Origin of the sequence: Sinorhizobium sp. 6-70, from assembly GCF_030124375.1 — a bacterium.
GTDB lineage: Bacteria > Pseudomonadota > Alphaproteobacteria > Rhizobiales > Rhizobiaceae > Sinorhizobium.
In genome coordinates, this window is sequence record NZ_JASKLS010000015.1 from 46,954 (window position 1) to 65,598 (window position 18,645).

The 18,645-nt window shown below is 61.7% G+C and carries 22 protein-coding genes and 1 pseudogene; 18 read left to right on the top strand and 5 right to left on the bottom strand.

Annotated features, from left to right (window positions below; translation table 11 throughout):
• The first annotated feature begins 214 nt into the window (after positions 1 to 214).
• From QN222_RS24245 to QN222_RS24275, 7 genes are read left to right on the top strand one after another with little or no spacing between them, the layout of a single operon-like run.
• Positions 215 to 658: an acetyl-CoA carboxylase biotin carboxyl carrier protein subunit gene (locus tag QN222_RS24245; protein ID WP_283965916.1), complete on the top strand. Its 444-nt coding sequence runs from the start codon at positions 215 to 217 to the stop codon at positions 656 to 658.
• Positions 658 to 2,046, top strand: a complete 1,389-nt coding sequence (gene accC, locus QN222_RS24250; RefSeq protein WP_283965915.1) for an acetyl-CoA carboxylase biotin carboxylase subunit — start codon at positions 658 to 660, stop codon at positions 2,044 to 2,046. Before QN222_RS24245 ends, accC begins: the two co-directional genes overlap by 1 nt.
• Positions 2,043 to 2,462 (top strand): acetyl-CoA carboxylase, encoded by a 420-nt coding sequence (locus QN222_RS24255; protein ID WP_283965914.1) that lies wholly within the window; start codon positions 2,043 to 2,045, stop codon positions 2,460 to 2,462. Before accC ends, QN222_RS24255 begins: the two co-directional genes overlap by 4 nt.
• A complete protein-coding gene (gene pxpB, locus QN222_RS24260) occupies positions 2,459 to 3,166 on the top strand; it encodes a 5-oxoprolinase subunit PxpB (RefSeq protein WP_284005620.1) in 708 nt (235 codons plus the stop codon). Before QN222_RS24255 ends, pxpB begins: the two co-directional genes overlap by 4 nt.
• Complete coding sequence (locus tag QN222_RS24265; RefSeq protein ID WP_283964022.1) at positions 3,163 to 4,155, top strand: biotin-dependent carboxyltransferase family protein; 993 nt, start codon at positions 3,163 to 3,165, stop codon at positions 4,153 to 4,155. Before pxpB ends, QN222_RS24265 begins: the two co-directional genes overlap by 4 nt.
• Before the next feature lie 20 nt (positions 4,156 to 4,175).
• The gene (locus QN222_RS24270; RefSeq protein ID WP_283964021.1) at positions 4,176 to 4,943 is read left to right on the top strand and encodes a 5-oxoprolinase subunit PxpA; all 768 of its coding nucleotides are present in this window, start codon (positions 4,176 to 4,178) and stop codon (positions 4,941 to 4,943) included.
• A 49-nt stretch (positions 4,944 to 4,992) separates the two neighbouring features.
• The gene (locus QN222_RS24275) at positions 4,993 to 6,195 is read left to right on the top strand and encodes a pyridoxal phosphate-dependent aminotransferase (protein WP_283964020.1); all 1,203 of its coding nucleotides are present in this window, start codon (positions 4,993 to 4,995) and stop codon (positions 6,193 to 6,195) included.
• 37 nt (positions 6,196 to 6,232) lie between these two features.
• On the opposite strand, the gene nac is transcribed toward QN222_RS24275, so the two are convergent.
• Complete coding sequence (gene nac, locus QN222_RS24280; protein ID WP_283964019.1) at positions 6,233 to 7,138, bottom strand: nitrogen assimilation transcriptional regulator NAC; 906 nt, start codon at positions 7,136 to 7,138, stop codon at positions 6,233 to 6,235.
• 237 nt (positions 7,139 to 7,375) lie between these two features.
• Here nac and QN222_RS24285 point away from each other — a divergent pair, with 237 nt between their 5' ends.
• The 10 genes and pseudogenes from QN222_RS24285 to QN222_RS24330 all read left to right on the top strand — a co-directional run bounded on the left by QN222_RS24285 (position 7,376) and on the right by QN222_RS24330 (position 15,385).
• Entirely contained in the window at positions 7,376 to 8,158 is a 783-nt protein-coding gene (locus QN222_RS24285) for an SDR family oxidoreductase (protein ID WP_283964018.1), read from the top strand.
• Positions 8,155 to 8,862 carry an amino acid ABC transporter permease gene (locus tag QN222_RS24290; RefSeq protein WP_283964017.1) on the top strand — a complete coding sequence of 236 codons (708 nt, stop codon included), beginning with the start codon at positions 8,155 to 8,157 and terminating at the stop codon, positions 8,860 to 8,862. Before QN222_RS24285 ends, QN222_RS24290 begins: the two co-directional genes overlap by 4 nt.
• The gene (locus QN222_RS24295; RefSeq protein ID WP_283964016.1) at positions 8,859 to 9,617 is read left to right on the top strand and encodes an amino acid ABC transporter permease; all 759 of its coding nucleotides are present in this window, start codon (positions 8,859 to 8,861) and stop codon (positions 9,615 to 9,617) included. The genes QN222_RS24290 and QN222_RS24295 overlap by 4 nt, the downstream gene beginning before the upstream one ends.
• Complete coding sequence (locus tag QN222_RS24300) at positions 9,614 to 10,381, top strand: amino acid ABC transporter ATP-binding protein (RefSeq protein WP_283964015.1); 768 nt, start codon at positions 9,614 to 9,616, stop codon at positions 10,379 to 10,381. Before QN222_RS24295 ends, QN222_RS24300 begins: the two co-directional genes overlap by 4 nt.
• Before the next feature lie 25 nt (positions 10,382 to 10,406).
• On the top strand, positions 10,407 to 11,243 hold the full coding sequence (locus QN222_RS24305) for an ABC transporter substrate-binding protein (RefSeq protein WP_284005622.1): 837 nt from the start codon (positions 10,407 to 10,409) through the stop codon (positions 11,241 to 11,243).
• Positions 11,244 to 11,342: 99 nt separating this feature from the next.
• The gene (locus QN222_RS24310; RefSeq protein ID WP_283964013.1) at positions 11,343 to 12,017 is read left to right on the top strand and encodes a 4-carboxy-4-hydroxy-2-oxoadipate aldolase/oxaloacetate decarboxylase; all 675 of its coding nucleotides are present in this window, start codon (positions 11,343 to 11,345) and stop codon (positions 12,015 to 12,017) included.
• A gap of 62 nt (positions 12,018 to 12,079) precedes the next feature.
• Positions 12,080 to 12,847: an SDR family oxidoreductase gene (locus QN222_RS24315; protein ID WP_283964012.1), complete on the top strand. Its 768-nt coding sequence runs from the start codon at positions 12,080 to 12,082 to the stop codon at positions 12,845 to 12,847.
• A pseudogene (locus QN222_RS24320) lies at positions 12,816 to 13,343 on the top strand (gluconokinase); the annotation flags it as partial. The gene QN222_RS24315 and the pseudogene QN222_RS24320, both read left to right, overlap by 32 nt.
• 52 nt (positions 13,344 to 13,395) lie before the next feature.
• Positions 13,396 to 14,343 carry a 2-hydroxyacid dehydrogenase gene (locus QN222_RS24325; protein WP_283964011.1) on the top strand — a complete coding sequence of 316 codons (948 nt, stop codon included), beginning with the start codon at positions 13,396 to 13,398 and terminating at the stop codon, positions 14,341 to 14,343.
• Positions 14,344 to 14,353: 10 nt separating this feature from the next.
• A complete protein-coding gene (locus tag QN222_RS24330; RefSeq protein WP_283964010.1) occupies positions 14,354 to 15,385 on the top strand; it encodes an L-idonate 5-dehydrogenase in 1,032 nt (343 codons plus the stop codon).
• Between the two features lie 142 nt (positions 15,386 to 15,527).
• On the opposite strand, the gene QN222_RS24335 is transcribed toward QN222_RS24330, so the two are convergent.
• Positions 15,528 to 15,890: a LysR substrate-binding domain-containing protein gene (locus QN222_RS24335; protein WP_336621038.1), complete on the bottom strand. Its 363-nt coding sequence runs from the start codon at positions 15,888 to 15,890 to the stop codon at positions 15,528 to 15,530.
• A 237-nt stretch (positions 15,891 to 16,127) separates the two neighbouring features.
• On the opposite strand from QN222_RS24335, the gene QN222_RS24340 reads away from it, so the two are divergent.
• Positions 16,128 to 16,433 carry a hypothetical protein gene (locus QN222_RS24340; RefSeq protein ID WP_283964008.1) on the top strand — a complete coding sequence of 102 codons (306 nt, stop codon included), beginning with the start codon at positions 16,128 to 16,130 and terminating at the stop codon, positions 16,431 to 16,433.
• A 97-nt stretch (positions 16,434 to 16,530) separates the two neighbouring features.
• Here the strand turns inward: QN222_RS24340 and QN222_RS24345 are convergent, their stop codons facing one another.
• Genes QN222_RS24345 through QN222_RS24355 form a run of 3 tightly spaced genes read right to left on the bottom strand, consistent with a single transcriptional unit; the run spans position 16,531 to position 18,636 of the window.
• Positions 16,531 to 17,046, bottom strand: coding sequence for a DUF995 domain-containing protein (locus tag QN222_RS24345; RefSeq protein WP_283964007.1), 516 nt, complete (start codon positions 17,044 to 17,046; stop codon positions 16,531 to 16,533).
• A 25-nt stretch (positions 17,047 to 17,071) separates the two neighbouring features.
• Positions 17,072 to 18,025, bottom strand: a complete 954-nt coding sequence (locus QN222_RS24350) for a glycoside hydrolase family 26 protein (RefSeq protein ID WP_283964006.1) — start codon at positions 18,023 to 18,025, stop codon at positions 17,072 to 17,074.
• Positions 18,022 to 18,636 (bottom strand): DUF995 domain-containing protein, encoded by a 615-nt coding sequence (locus QN222_RS24355; RefSeq protein WP_336621039.1) that lies wholly within the window; start codon positions 18,634 to 18,636, stop codon positions 18,022 to 18,024. Before QN222_RS24355 ends, QN222_RS24350 begins: the two co-directional genes overlap by 4 nt.
• Positions 18,637 to 18,645 lie beyond the last annotated feature (9 nt).

Below are 18,645 nucleotides of genomic sequence, written 5' to 3' on the forward strand. Positions count from 1 at the left end.
GGCCGCCCTTTATGGCTGGCGACTATGCGAACGGGTTTCGGCGCTTCAAGCGCCTGGTATGCTTATTTTTCATTGAGATGGCCGCGATCGCGGCCGGTCCATCAAAACTTCGTCTGACCCCATCGGTTCATTGCTCGTGTTACCAAGAAAGGGAAGTGGCCGCGCCCCCCGAACAATGGCGCGTGGCACTGCGTCCCGAATGCCGAGTTGAAGAATGGACCTTTCGAAAATCAAGACCCTGATCGAGTTCGTCGGGCGATCAAACATCACGGAACTGACCGTGAGGGAGAAGGATACGACGGTCCGGATCTTTCGCGAGCGTACCGATGAGAGGCCGTTGGAGGATGAGAGCGTCACTCCGTCCGTTGCCGCTTCGTCCGACGATAGCCGGGCCGTTCCGGCCGAGACGGGTGGTGCGATGTCTGTCTTGCCCGTTACTTCGCCGATCTTCGGCGTGCTGCATGTAGCGCCGGCCCCGGGCGAGGCTGCTTTTGTCAAGGAGGGAGATGAAGTCGAGGAGGGCCAGACGCTCTTTATCATCGAGGCCATGAAGGTTTTGAACAGGATTGCCGCGCCCCGAGCCGGGTGTATCGCCCGTATCGCCGTGGCCGATGCGACCGAGGTTGAGGCCGGCCAACTGCTTGCGGAGATCGCGTGATGCACGATCGATCAGACCCGACGCAATCGAAGCGTCGCTTCAGCACGGTTCTCATCGCCAATCGCGGCGAGATCGCACTCAGGATACAGCGTGCCTGTCATGCGCTCGGCCTGAAGACCGTTGCCGTGTGCTCGGAAGCCGACCGCGATGCGCTCTACGGTCAGAGTGCGGACATGTTCCTTTGCATCGGCCCTGCGGCTGCAACGAAGAGTTACCTCAACAAGGATGCGCTTCTTCTTGCGGCGCGGCTTTCCGGTGCCGGAGCCATCCACCCCGGTTACGGGTTCCTGTCGGAGAACGCCGCCTTCAGCGCTGCGGTCGAGGAGGCGGGGCTCGTCTTTGTCGGGCCCGTGGCATCGGCCATCGCGACCATGGGTGACAAGATCGCGGCAAAGACGGCCATGAAGGCTGCCGGCGTCCCTTGTGTTCCGGGGCCCGATCAGGAGCTTCCGAGCAAATCCGGAGCGATCCGCGAGATCGCGGCTGAGATCGGCTATCCCGTGATCATCAAGGCCGCCGGCGGCGGCGGCGGTCGCGGCATGCGGGTCGTGGCGAATGAAGCCGCGCTCGAGGATGCCGTCACGCTCACGCGCGAGGAGGCGCGCAAGGCCTTCGGCTCACCGGCGCTTTATATGGAGAAGTTCCTCCAGCATCCAAGACATGTCGAAATCCAGGTACTTTGCGATATGCACGGCAACGCGGTTTGGCTCGGGCACCGCGACTGCTCCATGCAGCGCCGTCACCAGAAGGTCGTCGAAGAAGCGCCGGCGCCCGGCATCCCACCTGACCTTATCGCCTCGGTCGGCAGCGCCTGCGTCGCGGCTTGTCGGCAGATCGGCTATCGCGGCGTCGGCACCTTCGAGTTTCTCTACGAGGATGGTGCGTTCTATTTCATCGAAATGAACACCCGCCTCCAGGTCGAACACCCGGTCACGGAGATGACGAGCGGGATCGATATCGTCCAGGCCCAGCTCAAGGTGGCGCTTGGAGAGCCGCTGGGTATCTCGCAGGAGGATGTCACCTGTAAGGGGCACTCCATCGAGTGCCGCATCAATGCGGAGGATCCGGCGACCTTCATGCCCTCCGCCGGCGTCATCACCGCGCTAGAGCTTCCGAGTGGTCCTGGCATTCGCGTCGATACCCACGTCTTCGAAGGCTATAGGATATCGCCTTACTACGACTCCCTCGTCGTCAAGCTGATCGTCCATGGCGCGACGCGTGCCGAGGCGATCGCGAGAATACGCGGAGCACTTGCTAAGTTGAGGCTCGAGGGCATCGCCACCAACGTTTCGTTCCTTCGCGCCCTCTTCGAGGGCGAGGGCTTTGCGCGCGGCGAAACGGACATTCACTACCTCGAAAACTGGCTGAGGGAACGGAGCGCGGCATGAGCCAAGTGGATTTCACCGACCCCGCCACGATCGCCGAGCTGATGGCGGCTCTCGAAGCTGCCGGGGTCGACGGCCTGCAACTCGAGCGCCCGGACCAGGGTCTTCGGATCATCCTCGCACGCGGAAGACCGGCTGTCATCCGCCGGCCAGAGGGGCTCGCCGTTGCTGGTGCATCGCGCACGACCGTGAAGGCGCCGATCGCGGGCGTGTTCCTCACCCACGACCCGTCGCGGCCCACGACCCTGCATCGTTCGGATGATGTGGAGCAAGGCGATATCATCGGCTTCCTGCGTATAGGCCCGATCCTGGTTCCACTCACAGCACCAGCGTCCGCCCGGATCATGCGGCGTGTCGCCGAGCACGGCGCCATCGTCGGTTTCGGCGACCCTCTCTTTGAAATCGAGCTTCAGTCATGAACGCTTCATTTGCCATGCTCACGTCTTCGCCGGAAGTTCTCCAATCGACCCGTGGCGGCGCCCGCGTCTCCGCCATCGGCGCCCGCGCCTTCCTCCTGGAGGCGCTGGGCGAATTCGACCTCGCGTCGCAGCGGCGCATCTGGGCTTTGTCGAGGGCCGTCGAAGCATGGGACGACATCTCCGAGATCGTTCCGGGGATGACCAATCTCCTCGTGATTTTCAAGGAGATCCCCGAGGACCCGGAGCCGCCCGTGACGCGTATCCTGGAAGCCTGGGACGGAGCACGGAGCATCGATCTCAACGGCAAGACGATCGAGATCGAGGTTTGTTACGGCGGCGAACATGCGACGGATCTGCCCGCACTTTGCGACCGCTCTGGCCTCAGCGACCGGGAGGTCATCCGCATCCACCACGAGGCGACCTATCGCGTCTTCGCCTTGGGCAGTGCTCCCGGATTTGGGTATCTGCATGGGCTTGACCCCCGCATCTACATGCCTCGCAAGACCGTGCCCTCGATCAACATGGCCAGGGGCTGCGTGACGATCGGCGGCATGCAGACGGGCGTGGCTGTTCTCACCGGCCCGAACGGCTGGAATTCCATCGGTTTTGCCGAGTTGCGGATGTTCGACCCTTCATCGGCAACGCCGGCCATCATGGCCCCCGGCGACACCGTGCGCTTCGTGCCTGTGAGGGTGGAGTTATGATCGAGATTATCGAGACCGGCCCGTTCAACACCGTCCAGGACCTCGGACGCCCAGGCTACAGGAAGATCGGTGTCACCGCGAGCGGGGCCATGGACCCCTTTGGTCTCAAGATCGGCAATGTGCTCGTCGGCAACGCACCCGGGGCGGCGGCCATCGAGGTTCAGACCTTTCCCTTCAGGCTGCGCTTTACCGGCCCGGTCGTCTTCACGGTAACGGGCGCGGATTGCGGCGCGAAACTCGACGAGCACCCGCTCTTGCCATGGTGCACCCATGCCGCCGATGCCGGCCAGGCACTCGAACTTGGTCGCCCTCGCACGGGCGCGCGCGCCTATCTTTGCTTCGCGGGTGGTCTGGATGTCGAACCCGTCATGGGATCGCGCAGCACGTCCTTGCGCGGGGCGTTCGGTGGCAATGGCGGCCGGTTCCTGACGGCCACGGACCGGCTTGCGCTCTGTGCCGAAACAAGCGGTCATCGGCCGCGCGCCGGCATTTCAGTCGTGGATCCGGCATTCGCTCTCGCCGACCACCTACCGACTTCCGATGACGGATCCTTGATTATCCGTGCCTTGCCGGCCGGTGAGCACGATCTCTTCGGAAACGACGCGGAGCGTTTCTGGACCCAGATCTGGCAGATCTCTTCGAAGAGTGACCGGACCGGCTATCGCCTCTCTGGCGAACCGGTCAAACCGACGACACCCGTCGAGATGCGCTCGCATGGCGTGGTTCCAGGCGTGATCCAGGTCCCGCCGAGTGGTGAGCCGATCGTCCAGATGAGCGATGCGAACACGGCAGGAGGGTATCCGAAGATCGCCGGCGTGATTGATGCTGATCTGTGGCGGCTCGGTCAGGCCCGCATCGGCAGTCGTGTGAGGTTTGTCCGGGCGACACATCGAGAGGCGCTCGACGTCGAAAAGGCCATGACGCTCTTCCTCGACGATGTTCGTGTCACCTGCGGAATGGTCACCCGAGCGCTGAATACCATGGCGTGAGCCGGCGAAAGGAGCAATCAGTGAAGATCGATCTGAATTCCGACATGGGTGAAGGCTTCGGACCCTACCGGCTTTGCGACGACGAAGCGATGATGACGGTCGTTTCGTCGGCCAACATCGCTTGTGGCTTCCATGGCGGCGATCCGGACACGATGGCGCGCATGGTGCGCCTTGCGAAGGCGAACGGTGTGGGCATCGGCGCGCATCCCGGCTTGCCGGATCGAGCGGGCTTCGGCCGTCGCGAATTGCCATTCCAGGCGGATGAACTGCGCCAGCAGATGCTCTACCAGCTCGGCGCCTTGATCGCGATCGCACGCAGCGAGGGGCAACGCGTGTCGCACTTCAGCTTTCACGCCGCAATGGGCAACATGGTCGGTCGCGACCCCAAGCTGGCGGATCTCATGATGGATGCGATCCGCGCAGTGGATAGCGACCTTATTGTCTTTGCCATGCCCGGCAGCGAAATCGAGGCGGCCGCGAAGCGGGCCCGATTGAAGACGCTCGCGCTTTTCCTTGCCGACCGCGCCTATGACGCGGGTGGCCGGCTCGTCCCGCGCGGCGAGCCCGGTGCCCTGGTCAAGGAAGAAAGTGCCGTTCGCGCAAGGGTGCGCCAGCTTCTGGTCGACGGTACCGTCAAGACCATCGACGGTGCCACGGTCGCCGTTCCAGCCCGATCGATCCTTGTGCACAGCGACACACCCGGAGCCCTTGAACTTGCCAGAATCGTCCGGAGCGAAATCGAAGCCGCCGGCGGTGTGCTTGCTCCGGCCTCCGAGGTCGCCTGGTAGCTCTACTCAGGCTCCAGCCAATTCCCTCCACCAATCGAAAGACAAGATCATGCCTGCTACTGCCGACCGATTGAAGAACGTCGCGGTTTCCGCTTCCGCCGCGATGACCCAGCGCGCAAGGGAACTCGCTGCCCAAGGCGTGAAGGTCATAAGCCTTTCCTCGGGCGAGCCCGATTTTCCCACACCCGACCATGCGATCGAAGCGGCTCACGCGGCAGCCATTGCCGGTGACACGAAGTATCCGCCGATGGACGGGACTGCGGCGCTGAAAGCCGCGATCATCCGGAAGTTCAAGCGTGACAACAATCTCGACTATGAACCGAGCCAGATAGTCGTTTCCGGCGGCGGCAAGCAGGTGATCTTCAATGCGATCCTCGCCACTTGCAACCCCGGCGATGAGGTGGTCATCCCGACTCCGTCCTGGGTGAGCTACGCCGATATCGTCAAGCTCGCCGGCGGAGTTCCGGTACCGGTTCCCTGCCCTGAACAGGCGGGCTTCAAGTTGCGTGCCGAAGCTCTGGACGCAGCGATCACGCCGCGCACGAAGTGGCTCATCCTCAATTTTCCGAACAACCCGACAGGTGCAGCTTGCTCACGGGCCGAAATGGCCGCCATCGCGGAGGTGATGCTGCGCCATCCGCATGTCTGGATCCTGACCGACGACATCTATGAGCACCTTGTCTACGACGACTTCGAGTTCTGCACCATCGCCGAGGTGGAGCCGCGGCTTTACGACCGTGTGTTGACCATGAACGGCGTCTCCAAGGCCTATGCGATGACAGGCTGGCGTCTCGGCTTCTGCGGCGGCCCTAAGGACCTCATCTCGGCGATCAGTAACGTCAACGGCCAGAACAGCGGCGGCACCTCCACGCTCACGCAGGCAGCCGCGGTCGCCGCACTCGACGGTCCTCAGAACCTTCTTCGTGAGCGGGCGGAAATCTACAAGGCCCGCCGGGATTTCGTTTTGGAGAAGCTTGCGGAGATCGAAGGCTTACGCTGTCACCGGCCGGAAGGCGCCTTTTACATCTTTCCGAACATCGCAGGGTTTATCGGCAAGACCACCAAGGGTGGCCGAAAGATCGAGACCGACGTGGATTTCGTCACGGCATTAATCGACGAGCATCACGTGGCAACCGTTCAGGGCGCGGCCTACGGAATGAGCCCTTATTTCCGCATTTCCTATGCTACGAGCATGGAGCAACTGGCCGAAGGTTGCACGCGCATCGCCCAGTTCTGTGCCGAGATGAGGTAGCGGCGGGGTTCCAGCCGAACCGGCGCCCGAAGCTGGGCTATGGCTTGAGCCTGGCCGTCAGCTCGAGAAGAATTTCTTTGACAGCCGCCGCCGGCTCCGACAGCGCAGTGTGGTCGGAGACGCAAAGCGACAGCGTCTCCTCGATCCTCGGCGATACCACGCGGCATATCAGCGGCTCGCTCGACTCCTTGACGATACGGTCGGCGATCGCCTTGGGCATGATTGTCGCCCCCAACCCTCCGCCGACGGCATGCGCGAGCGTTCGAACGATCTCCACCTCGCCGACGACCTTGAGATTGGTGCGCGTCCGGGTGAAGGCCGTGTCGACGGCACGGCGCACGAAGTTGTAGGCGGGCGGCAGCAGGAAAGGGATGCCGTCGAGTGCTGCGACCGGGACCGGCTTGTTATCGGCTTCGATCGCAAAGTCCCGATGAGCGACGAGAAAGAACTCTTCGCTGAGCAGCGGTTCAAAACGAACGCCTTTGATAGGCCCAGTTCCGTGGAGGAGTGCCATCTCCAGGCGGCCATTCATGATCATCTGGCTATAGGTCTGACCGACACTTTCCGTCAGGTGGAGCAGTATGCCGGGATGACGCTTTCTGGTTTCGGCGAGAAGGTCGCCCGAAAGCGTCGCGGCGCTGCTGAATGGCACAAGGCCAACCGAGACACGGCCGGCCAGGGAGTTGCCCGCGGCTGCCGCGTCGGCCTGGGCCTGTTCCATCTGGCGCAGGATGATCTGGGCGTGGCGGTACACCGCATGACCGGCATCGGTCATGCTCACCCCCTGTTGACTGCGGATCAGGAGCTTCTGTCCGAAATGATCTTCCAGCGCCGCAAGCTGCTGGCTGAGCGCCGGCTGGGCAACATGAAGGATGTCAGCGGCCCGTGTGATGCTGCCGCTGTCGACGATGACGATGAAGGATTTCAGGCGCCTGATGTCCATGGCCCGTGCGGATCATTTGTAAGTCTTTTTAGCATGTTACAAGTTGGATGTCGTTTTGCAACCGCGCGCCGGCGGTTTGCCGCCGTGATAGCTGTGGCGGCTTTGCTCGAACGTCGCCAGCCTCCGTCGGACAGGGGCCTGCCAGGCTCCATAAGGCTTGCTTATTGCTCCAGAGATAATCGGTCTTAGGCAAGGCCCCAAAGCTTCGCTAGGGTGATTGAAACAAAGGGGAGCGCGATGCCGTTTTCAGATTACAAGACCGCTTTGGTCACAGGAGCATCCTCCGGTATCGGTGCTGCGGTAGTCGAGCGATTTTGCCGTGAAGGGCTCGAGGTCCATGCGGTCGCGCGCAGCGCAGAGGCGCTTCAACGGCTCGCCGAGCGCACCGGCTGTCTGCCGCATGCCATCGACGTAACCGACCGGCACGCGCTGTCGGCACTCGCCAACGAGGTCGAGTTCGACATCCTCGTCAACAATGCCGGCGTCGATCGCCCCAAGAAGTTTCTGGAGGCCGAGGACGGCGACATCGACCTGCTCGTGGACGTGAACCTCAGGGCCGTGCTGCATCTTTGCCGCATGGTCGTGCCCGGCATGGTCAAGCGCGATCGCGGCCACGTCATCAATATCTCGTCGATTGCCGGCGCGTATAATTTCGGCGGAAACTCGACCTATCACGCTACGAAGGCCGGCGTCAGCATGCTGTCGAACCAGCTGCGCATCGATGCTTTCGGCAAGCGGGTAAGGGTGACGGAGATTTGCCCCGGCCGGGTCGCGACCGACATTTTCGCCCATGTCCACGGTGACGACCCTTCTGTGAGGGAGCGCTTCATCGATGGCTTCGAACTGCCCCAGGCGTCCGACATTGCCGAGGCCATTGCCTTTGCCGTCGCTGCCCCCGTGGCGGTCAATATCGGCCATATGGAGATCACGCCGACGCTTCAGGTGATGGGCGGTCTGCAAACGGCCAAGCCGGAAGGGCCTGCTGTGGCGGCCAGTCGCGCGAAAGGGACGAAGCCGTGAACGGATTTGACCTTTCCGCGATCCTCTCGAATCCGGAATTCGTTTCGATGCTCTTCCACGGCATCGAGGCGACCTTCATCATCTATGTCGGCTCCTGGTCGCTGGCGATGTCGCTCGCGATCCTGCTGCTTGGCATCAGGTTCTCGCCGTTGCCCGTCGGAAACAGCCTGGTTGCGGCTTACGTTTCCTACCATCGCAATGTCCCAACGCTGGTCCAGCTGATGCTTTGGTACTTCGGTATATTCACGCTGATGCCGGATTGGCTGACCGGATGGCTGGCGAGCCATAACGCCGAAGTGATCTTCGCAATCATTGGCCTTGGACTTTGCCAGGCCGCCTATTTCAGTGAGGATCTTCGCTCTGGTCTAAGAGCCGTCAGCCCCGGCCAGATGGAGGCCGCCAAGGCGCTCGGGCATGGCTATGTCTCCGCCATGCGTTTCGTGGTCATGCCGCAGGGTGTGCGCAACGCACTGCCGCCGCTCGTCAATCACAGCGTTTCGCTTTTCAAGAACAGCAGCCTTGCGCTTGTCATAGGTGCGCCGGAGCTGACGCACGCGATCAAGGAGATCGAGAACCTGAGCTTCCGGACCTTCGAAATCTATCTGGTCGGGACGCTCATTTATCTCTTCATCTCACTCCTGATCATGGCGGGCGGCGCTTACCTGTCGATGCGGGCGAACCCGGCGGTAGGGGGGCACGCATGATCACCGACCTTATCGCCATCATCCGCGATTACTGGCTGCTGCTTCTGATCGGCCAGTACCCGAATGGACCGCTGGGCGGCCTTGCCAACACGCTCATCCTTTCAGCGCTGAGCATCGCGCTTGCATTCCCGGTCAGCATCCTGCTCGCGCTGGCACGACTTTCGAAATGGACGCCGTTGCGCTGGCCGGTCACGATGCTCGTCTATGTGACGCGGGGCGTGCCGCTCTTGATGCTGATCCTGTGGTGCTACTTTGTCGTGCCGCTTGTGACGGGCACCGATGTTCCGAGCTTCGTGATCATGCTGACGACGCTCGTGGTCTATCAAGGCGCGTTCTTGAGCGAAGTCGTACGGGCGGGGATCGTCTCGCTCGGTCATGGCCAGATGGACGCAGCCCGGGCCCTTGGGCACAGCTATCTCGGCGCGATGCGTTTCGTCATCCTGCCGCAGGCGCTCTACAACATGATCCCGAGCATCCTCTCCACCTTCGTGTCGACGATCAAGGACACGACGCTTGGATACGTGATCAACGTGCCGGATCTGACCTTTGCCGCGAGCCAGGTGAACAACCAGCTTCTGACCCAGCCGTTCCAGGTCTTCCTGATCCTCGCGCTTGTCTACTACGCGCTCTGCTGGAGCCTGACCCATGTTGCAAACCGCATCGAGCGGCGCATCGCACGCCGCCGGGCGGGTACCGTCAGTGCCACGATCTCGGAGACGGCGCAGGCAACCAAGATGATAACGGAGCAGCCATGAGCACATCAGCCAACGAGCCGCGGGATCCGCAGGCCATTCGAATCTCCAATGTCTGCAAGAGCTATGGCCAGTACAAGGTTCTGAAGGACATCAGTGCCGAAGTGTCCCGTGGCGAAGTCGTCGTCATCTGCGGTCCGTCCGGCTCGGGAAAGTCGACCCTGATCCGGACCGTGAACCGTCTCGAGGAGATCAACAGCGGCTCGATCAGCTTCAACGGCCACGACATTCATGCCCCGATGCGCACGAAGGAGCTCAACCTCCTGCGCAGCCGGATCGGCTTCGTGTTTCAGAATTTCAATCTGTTCCCGCACCTCTCCGTGCTCGACAACATTGCGATGTCGCCCATTCGCGTGAAGGGTGTGCCGGCGGCAGAAGCCCGCGCCAAGGCCGTCAAGCTCCTCGAGCGGGTCGGTCTCGCCGACAAGCAGAACGCCTATCCGGGGCAACTGTCGGGCGGTCAGCAGCAGCGCGTGGCAATTGCCCGGGCGCTGGCCATGGAACCTCCGGTCATGCTGTTCGACGAGCCAACGAGTGCTCTCGACCCGGAAATGGTCGGCGAGGTGCTGAGCGTGATGAAGAGCCTGGCGTCCGAGGGCATGACGATGCTCTGCGTCACCCACGAAATGGGCTTTGCCCGCGATGTTGCGGATCGCATCTGGTTCATCGATGCAGGCCAGATCCTGGAAACCGCAACTCCGGACGAGTTCTTCAAGAATCCGCAGCATCCGCGTGCGCAGCGTTTCCTCGCGGACTTGCGGCACTAATCAAATCAACAAAGGAGAACAGCAAATGAAATGGAAATGCATCACGCTTGGCGTTGTCCTTGCCGGCGCGAGCGCCGTAGCGCCCGCAAAGGCTGATCAGCTGGACAACATCATGTCATCCAAGACTCTTCGGTGTGCCACGTTCGCGGACGTTCCACCGTTTGCCGCTCCCGATCCGGCCACACGCGAAATGGTCGGCTTCGACGTCGATCTCTGCAAGGCGATCGCCGGGGCGATGGGTGTGACGGCGGAGGTCAAACCGGTGTCGGTCGAGGCTCGCGTACCGGAGGTCAAGCTAGGTCGGGTCGACATTACCGTCGCCAACCTTGCCTATACCCTCGGGCGCGCCGAGCAGATCGACTTCAGCGATCCGTACTACCTGGCCAAGGAAATGCTGATCGTGCCGGCTGCCGACGAGGGCAAGACCAAGGCCGATTTCGTCGGCGTGAGGATCGCCTCGGCAAAGGGTTCGACGTCCGAGCTTTCGATCAAGCTCAACAAGTCCGAGCCGCTGACGTTCCAGGACACCGCCTCGGCCTATCTCGCGGTCCAGCAGGGCAAGGCTCGCGGAATGGTGGCCAACACCATGACGACAACGAAACTCGTCAACGAATCGAAGACCCGCGGCAAGGAGATGCGGATGATCGAGGAACCGATGCTGTTCCAGCCGATCGGCATCGGCATGCCCAAAGGTCAGCCCGCGCTCGTCGCCAAGGTCAACGTAGTCCTGCATAAGCTCGATGCCGATGGCGAGATCAACAAGATCTGGGAAAAGTGGCTCGGCAAGGACACCGAGTACAAGATGACACGCACCGACAAGGTCGTTCCGCTCACCGAACTGAAGTTCGATCCGATCCCCTGATCGGACAGCGGTATCGCACTTAACCCCTGTCATTTTTGGAAACCGAGGGCGGTGGGACCACTGCCGCCATCGCATCGTCACGACCGTTTGAGGCCCCTTATGACCCACATCAAGAACATTGCCGAACGCCCGTCCGCCGAAGACATCGAGGCGATCTCGAAATTCTCGCCGGCGACCATTCATGAAGCACAGGGGCGCCGCGGAGCGCTTTCGTCCCGTCTCAAGCCCGTCGACTATCGCATGAAGCTCTGCGGTCCGGCGTTTACCGTCAAATGCGCGCCACGCGACAACATCATGCTTCAGCTCGCCATCAACTACGCTCAGCCAGGCGACATCATCGTCGTCTCTGCCGGCGAATATGAAGAGGCCGGCTCGTTCGGCGACGTGCTCGCCAACGCCTGCCTCGCCAAGGGTATCGGCGGCCTCGTAACCGACACCGGCGTTCGTGACACCCTCCAGCTCAGGGAACTTGGCTTCCCGGTATTTTCGTTGAGCGTCTGCATCAAGGGAACCGTCAAGGAAACTCTGGCCGCCGTCAACGATCCGATCATCGTCGGCGGCGAACTGATCAATCCCGGCGATGTCATCGTTGGCGATGCGGACGGCCTGGTCGTTGTGCGCCGGAACGAGGTCAGGCAAGTCGCCAGGCTTTCGCAGGCCCGCGAAGATGCCGAGGCCGGCTACATCGCTGCCTACAAACAGGGCAAATCCGTCGTCGAAGTCAGCAATCTTGAGCCGGTTCTCAAAGCGAAGGGCCTGATTGTAGATTTCTGAAACTGGCTCTTCCGAGCCGATGCGAGGGGCTCAGCAGACATCGTTTTTTGAAGGAAGCCACGATGATACATTCATTGTTCAGCCTCGAAGGCAAACGGGCGCTGATCACCGGTTCGTCTCAAGGTATCGGTTTCGCTCTGGCGCGCGGCCTAGCCGAGCATGGCGCGTCGATTGTTCTCAATGGGCGTGATCGCGGCAAGCTTGAGGATGCAGCAAAGTCGCTCCGCAATATCGGCCACAACGTCGCCGTCAGCGATTTCGACGTCACTGACGTCGAAGCCGTGAGCCGTGGCGTCGATGCGATCGAGCAGGATATCGGCGCCATCGACATTCTCGTCAACAATGCCGGCATGCAGTTCCGCACGCCGCTCGAGGACTTTCCCGCCGAGCGTTGGGAGCAATTGCTGAAGACGAATGTGTCGAGCGTCTTCTATGTCGGCCAGGCGGTGGCCCGGCACATGATCGGACGAGGTGCCGGCAAGATCATCAATATCGCCTCGGTGCAAAGCGAGCTCGCTCGCCCGTCGATCGCCCCCTACACGGCGACCAAGGGTGCAGTCAGAAACCTCACGCGCGGCATGTGCACGGACTGGGCGAAGTACGGGTTGCAGGTGAACGCCATCGCGCCCGGCTACTTCAAAACGCCGTTGAATCAGGCGCTTGTCGACAGTGAGGAATTCTCGTCCTGGCTGGAGAAGCGCACGCCGGCAGCGCGCTGGGGTGAGGTCGAAGAACTGGTGGGCGCGGCGGTTTTCCTGGCGAGCAATGCCTCGTCATTTGTCAATGGACACACGCTCTATGTCGACGGCGGCATCACCACAAGCCTTTGAGGCCGGCGGCGGCTTCGGTCCGGTCGTTGTCATGGGCGTGTCGGGTTGCGGCAAATCGACCGTCGGTGAGCGGCTGGCAGCCCATCTCGGCACGCGGTTCATCGAGGGCGACAGCCTGCATTCGGCGGCGAACATCGACAAGATGGGAAGCGGCATCCCGCTCAATGATGACGACCGCTGGCCTTGGCTCGACGAGATCGGGGAGCGGTTGCAAGGCACCGAGGCCGCTGTCGTGTCGTGCTCGGCCCTCAAGCGGTCGTATCGCGAACGGCTGCGGGCGGTGGCCGCAAGGCCGATCACTTTCGTCTTCCTGCAGGGCGCCCGGGCGATGCTCGCAGCGCGCCTGGCAGAGCGTCAGGGCCATTACATGCCGGTGTCGCTCCTCGACAGTCAGCTTGCCACGCTCGAATTGCCTGTGGGTGAGGCGGACGTCGTTACCATCGAAATCGATCAGTCGCTGGAGCGCATCGTTGCGCTGGCGATGAAAACCCTGGCGATCCGTGCGCATCGCGCCGCCACCGACGAAACGAAACCACGGGAGGAAATTGATGACGAAACCGGACATTCTGCTCATGGGCCCCTATCCGGATTGGGATCTGGTGGACCTCGAGGCGCGTTACGGCGTCCACAAGATCTATGAAGCCGAGGATAGGAATGCCTTCCTCGCAGCGCATGGCCCGCGCATTCGAGCGATCGCGACACGAGGGGAGCTCGGCGCATCGGCGGACTTGATCGGCAAGCTTCCCCATGTGGAGATCGTGTCGGTCTATGGCGTGGGTTATGATGCCGTCGATCTCGCGACATGCCGTGAGCGCGGCATCCGCGTCACCAATACCCCCGATGTGCTGACGAATGACGTTGCCGATCTCGGTGTGGCGATGATGCTCTGCCAATCGCGTGGGATGATCGGTGCCGAAAGCTGGGTCAAGGACGGAAGCTGGGCAGCGAAGGGCCTTTATCCGCTGAAGCGGCGCGTTTGGGGCCGCAGAGCCGGCGTGCTCGGTCTGGGTCGCATCGGCTTCGAGGTTGCCAAGCGTCTTCGTGGTTTCGACATGGACGTCGCCTATAGCGACGTCGCCGAAAAGCCCTACGCGGATGGCATGACCTTCATTGCCGACCCGGTCTCCCTCGCAGAGCATTCGGACTTCCTGTTTGTCACGCTGGCGGCCTCTTCCGCTACCCGGCACATCGTCTCGAAGGACGTGATCGAGGCGCTCGGGCCCGAGGGAATGCTGATCAATATCTCGCGCGCTTCCAACATCGACGAGGAAGCCTTGCTCGATGCGTTGGAGATGGGTGTTCTGGGGGCGGCAGCACTCGATGTGTTCGAGGGGGAACCGAAGCTCGATCCCCGGTTCCTGAAGCTCGACAATGTTCTCCTGCAGCCCCATCATGCGTCCGGCACGGTCGAGACGCGCAAGGCGATGGGCCAACTCGTTCGCGACAACCTCGCCGCGCATTTTGCCGGCGCGGTCCTCCTGACCCCCGTTATCTGAGGTAAGCCCGATGAAAGTCGTCGTCATTCACGCCGCCAAGGACTTGCGGGTCGAGGAGCGGGACGCAGAGGTTCTCGGACCTGGCCAGATTGAAGTTCAGGTCGAAGCGGGCGGCATCTGCGGTTCCGACCTGCACTATTACAATCACGGCGGCTTCGGCACCGTACGCCTGCGCGAGCCGATGATCCTCGGGCACGAGGTCGCCGGAACGATCAAGGCGCTGGGCGAGGGCGTCGCCAGGTTTGCCGTGGGGGACCGGGTCGCCGTGTCGCCGAGCCGGCCCTGCGGAAGATGCGAATACTGCCAGCGCGGCCAACAGAACCATTGCATGAACATGCGCTTCTACGGCAGCGCCATGCCGATGCCGCATATCCAGGGCGCTTTCAGGCAGCGTCTGGTCGCGGAGGAGTGGCAGTGCCACAAGGTCGCTGACGGCGTCTCGATCAACGGAGCCGCACTCGCCGAGCCGTTTGCCGTCACCTTGCATGCGGTGGCCCGTGCGGGCTCGCTGATCGGAAAACGCGTTCTTGTCACCGGTTGCGGCCCGATCGGAGCCTTGGCGATCATCGCGGCTCGCGTTCACGGCGCACGAGAGATCGTCGCCACCGACGTGATGGATGGCGTGCTCGAAAAGGCGCGATCGATCGGCGCGGACCGGGTGATCAACGTCGCTAATGACGCCGATCACCTCGCAGCTTACGCCGCCAACAAGGGCTATTTCGACGTCCAGTTCGAGGCGTCGGGCAACCAAATGGCGGTCAGGTCCGGGCTCGAGACGCTGAGGCCGCGTGGCGTTCTCGTACAACTGGGGCTCGGCGGGGATGTTTCGATCCCGCAAAACCTGGTGGTCGCCAAGGAGATCGAAATGAAGGGCACCTTCCGCTTCCACGAGGAGTTCGGATTGGCCGTCGATCTGATCAATTCGCGCCGCGTCGACTTGAAGCCACTACTTTCTTCGGTGTTTGCGATCGATGACGCCGTGAAAGCGTTTGAGGCGGCTGGCGACCGGAGCCGCTCGATGAAGGTTCAACTCGCCTTCTGAGCGACTGGCAAGCAAGTGAAACGGAGCGGAGCCGGCCTCAGGGCCGGCGGCCAGACATCAGATTTGCCGGGCAGGATTGGAGGCGATCGACTTCGTTTCGCGAAGACCCAGCCCGGACGCGCTATGCAGTTCGCGTCCAGGGTTAACCTCGTGACACTGACTGAGGCATGGTCGCATCGTCAGAGCTTGCGTGCTTCCTGAGCTCGCTCATGAGATCTCGCACAATCTTCGAGGGCTGTCGGTTCGGGGGTAGAAGGAGAAGCGTGCGGAAATAGACAGCCCGTTCAAAGGGCCGGATTACGATGTTTTTGCCGAGAAAAGGTTCCGCGGTGATCGGGTTCACTACGCCGCAACCGAGCCCCGCATTCACCATTGCGCATATCGTGGTCGAATAGGGCGTCTCCAGCACGATCTTGGGCTTCACCGCCTCGGTCTCGAAGATCGCGTCAATTTGCCTCCGAGTCGTGTCCTCTGGGGCCAATGCTATGAAGGCTTCTCCGTGCAAGTCCTGGGGGAGATATGACTGTCCTCTCCGTCAGGCGGTGATTGGCTGGCCGGCTCAGAAATTGGTCTATGGCCAACCTGCTGGAATCCGGTGGCTGCGTGCGTGGTCATTGACCCGAGACTCACGTGCGGCGGAACGGTAGCTGCGATGGGTCAAGTTGTATGCATTTTCTGCACGGCCATTTAAATCGTCTCATCTACCGTCTGCGCATGAGTTTCGGAACCGGGAGTTCTAGCCATGAAAGCGCAAACAAGAATTTCGGTCGGGCTAATCGACAGCCGCAACGGCATGGTGCGGGGCGTTTTTGCACTGCTCCTTGCAGCAGCGGTGTCGGGATGTTCTGCCACCGCGGATCAGAGTATCCGCACCTCGTCGCTGACGAAACAGCTCGGCTACCCGGCGTTAAGCAGCAAGCCCGTCGCGGCCAAGCAGGTCGTCGTTCAACGGGCGGCCAAGCTCGAACGGGCCGCCTATCTCGGGCGCGCGCCATATATTTGCACGCCGAGCGGTTTTGGCAGCACCTCGCGCTGCTTCCTTCGATAATGGCGGAGTTGCGCGCCGATTGGCGACGGGCTCATCTGCGGAGCCTTCTTGATGCGCTGACGCCAACAGGCTGCGCAACCCCTTCACCCGGTCAAGATCAGTCGACCTTGCCGAGCTTGGCTTCGATGCGGTTCAGCCGCGCGGTCACATAATTGCCGTGGCGAAGTTTGGCGAATTCGTCATCAGGCTTTGCCGGCGTGTTCCTGAAGACATACCATTCGCCATTCGGTTCGCGTTTCTGAAGAATGCGGCTACCTTGCTTGCGATGGCTGAAGCATGTCGTTGCGGGTGCGGAGCCGTCCTTGGCATGCCAGTCGGCCTTGAAGCAGAGTTTTCCCGGCCCAGTGATGAACCAGCGGCCGACACCGTATGAGGGCGTGCCGTTCTCGCGTGACCAGGCCGTAAACCGGCGCTGCCGCACCGAGAAATAACCCGCGCCCGCTTTCCATATCCACGATTTCTGACCGTAGAGCTTGTAGAGCTCCTCGTGCGTGAGTGGCGTTGCATTTTGAGCGTTCACGCGTCCAGCAGCGGCCTCGGCAACCGATCCCGCCGCCCCCATGGCCGCAGCGATTGCGACCACCAAAGATATTGTGCGTAGTGCTGGCTTCATCTCATGTCTCCTGTCGGCCTGCTGGCTAGTTGGTGGCTTCCCGGACCACCCGCCAATCGGGCCGTCCATACCCCCCGGGCCACGGGTAGATTTCGCGGTCGTTGAAATAGACGACTGCCGTCAGCTCCGGGAATTCGGCATGGCGCGTGGCCACGTTTGTTGCCCAGCTGGCCACATAGGATGCGTCGCCTTCGTAACCGAGTTCGGCGACCATGATTGGCTTGCCGTAGCTCTTCACCCGCTCATATCCGGGTGCCAGACGTTCAGAAAACGACTGGTCGCGGCCAGTCATGGCTCGATCGTATTGTTGATAGCCGAACACCGACAGCCCGACGATGTCGACGACGTCGTCCCCGGGATAAAAGGCGTCCAGCCCCTGATTCCCTTTGGGCGACCACATGAATTTCGCGTTTTTCAGATGCGCTCGGCACACGTCCACCATGCGTCGGAAGGCCGCTTTGAATTCCGCACCCTGCCAGTGAGACCAGGAGAATTGGTTATCCGTTTCGTCCATTTCCTGGCCCCACCTTACGATGATCGGGCTTTTCAGCGTGGCAGCCGTCGAACAGACAGCGGCCATGTTGTCGTCGCGCTTTCCACTCAGGATGCTGCGCAGCAATTCCTGATCCGAAACGCGCCAGTCAGGTGACCAGGACCACGGTTCGATCGTGATCATCAGTGTGCGTCCGCGCGCCTGTGCATAATTGTCCGCAAGCGTCAGGGTCGACAGATCGACATCCTCCCAAGGCAGGAAGAGATGTTCGATCTTGGATTGCGACGGCTCCCCAAAGTCGCCGTGCGGATCATAGGCGCCGAAATCTATCGAGTCTTGATTCAACACCGGACGCTTGTCCGATGGTGTTGCCGTAGTGATGGAGTTCGCGTCTGGAATTCCGCGGGGCATGCTGGCTGCGAGGACGGTACCCGACAGCAACAAGCCAAAAAATGTGAAGGCAAACGCCTTTGATCTCTTGTTCATTGCACACCTCCAACTTCGTTCGCCTCGGTTTGCGGGCGCACGCTATTCGTTTTTGCTTCTGCGTGGGCGTTGAGGACCGCCCGGATGATAGGGAGCTTCGCTTCGACCAGATCCTCAACGATCAGACGATTGAACGCGTCGTCGGCCGCCGGCCTCGCATGTCTGAAGACGTACCAGTCGCCGGCAGGCTCCCGTTTCTGATAGATGGTGCCGTCGAGGATCCGGTGGGTGAAGCAGGTCTTGTCGCGGGCCGCAGCGCTCTGGCTGTGCCATACGCCCTTAAGGCAGAGTTGACCGCCATCAGTCACGCTCCAGCGGCCTTCCGCCCAAGTCGCTCCCGCCTCAGACTGCGCCCAGGCTCGGAAAACGCGGCCTTCGCCCTGCATTCGGCCGGCGCCGTTCTCCCATTTCCACGTCTTGTCGCGGAACATCATGTAAAGTTCCACGCCGGTCATGACGCGTGCCTTTTCGGGAACGACGACCTCCGCCGACACCGGCGATTGGCTGAGGAGAAAGGCCATTGGCACGACGCCAAGAGCGAGGCGCCTGATGAACGCTGCATAACGGGGGCGCCAACCTTGTTTCTGATCAATTCCGAGATTTCCTGTCATGGCCTACCC

Excerpts from the sequence above, each read along its gene's own strand:
- QN222_RS24315 (WP_283964012.1), top strand. The coding sequence starts at position 12,080 with ATGATACATTCATTGTTCAGCCTCGAAGGCAAACGGGCGCTGATCACC.
- QN222_RS24305 (WP_284005622.1), top strand. The coding sequence starts at position 10,407 with ATGAAATGGAAATGCATCACGCTTGGCGTTGTCCTTGCCGGCGCGAGC.
- QN222_RS24340 (WP_283964008.1), top strand. The coding sequence starts at position 16,128 with ATGAAAGCGCAAACAAGAATTTCGGTCGGGCTAATCGACAGCCGCAAC.
- accC (WP_283965915.1), top strand. The coding sequence starts at position 658 with ATGCACGATCGATCAGACCCGACGCAATCGAAGCGTCGCTTCAGCACG.
- QN222_RS24300 (WP_283964015.1), top strand. The coding sequence starts at position 9,614 with ATGAGCACATCAGCCAACGAGCCGCGGGATCCGCAGGCCATTCGAATC.
- QN222_RS24355 (WP_336621039.1), bottom strand. The coding sequence starts at position 18,636 with ATGACAGGAAATCTCGGAATTGATCAGAAACAAGGTTGGCGCCCCCGT.
- QN222_RS24345 (WP_283964007.1), bottom strand. The coding sequence starts at position 17,046 with ATGAAGCCAGCACTACGCACAATATCTTTGGTGGTCGCAATCGCTGCG.
- QN222_RS24265 (WP_283964022.1), top strand. The coding sequence starts at position 3,163 with ATGATCGAGATTATCGAGACCGGCCCGTTCAACACCGTCCAGGACCTC.
- QN222_RS24325 (WP_283964011.1), top strand. The coding sequence starts at position 13,396 with ATGACGAAACCGGACATTCTGCTCATGGGCCCCTATCCGGATTGGGAT.
- QN222_RS24275 (WP_283964020.1), top strand. The coding sequence starts at position 4,993 with ATGCCTGCTACTGCCGACCGATTGAAGAACGTCGCGGTTTCCGCTTCC.
- pxpB (WP_284005620.1), top strand. The coding sequence starts at position 2,459 with ATGAACGCTTCATTTGCCATGCTCACGTCTTCGCCGGAAGTTCTCCAA.
- QN222_RS24295 (WP_283964016.1), top strand. The coding sequence starts at position 8,859 with ATGATCACCGACCTTATCGCCATCATCCGCGATTACTGGCTGCTGCTT.
- nac (WP_283964019.1), bottom strand. The coding sequence starts at position 7,138 with ATGGACATCAGGCGCCTGAAATCCTTCATCGTCATCGTCGACAGCGGC.
- QN222_RS24330 (WP_283964010.1), top strand. The coding sequence starts at position 14,354 with ATGAAAGTCGTCGTCATTCACGCCGCCAAGGACTTGCGGGTCGAGGAG.
- QN222_RS24255 (WP_283965914.1), top strand. The coding sequence starts at position 2,043 with ATGAGCCAAGTGGATTTCACCGACCCCGCCACGATCGCCGAGCTGATG.
- QN222_RS24350 (WP_283964006.1), bottom strand. The coding sequence starts at position 18,025 with ATGAACAAGAGATCAAAGGCGTTTGCCTTCACATTTTTTGGCTTGTTG.
- QN222_RS24285 (WP_283964018.1), top strand. The coding sequence starts at position 7,376 with ATGCCGTTTTCAGATTACAAGACCGCTTTGGTCACAGGAGCATCCTCC.
- QN222_RS24245 (WP_283965916.1), top strand. The coding sequence starts at position 215 with ATGGACCTTTCGAAAATCAAGACCCTGATCGAGTTCGTCGGGCGATCA.
- QN222_RS24310 (WP_283964013.1), top strand. The coding sequence starts at position 11,343 with ATGACCCACATCAAGAACATTGCCGAACGCCCGTCCGCCGAAGACATC.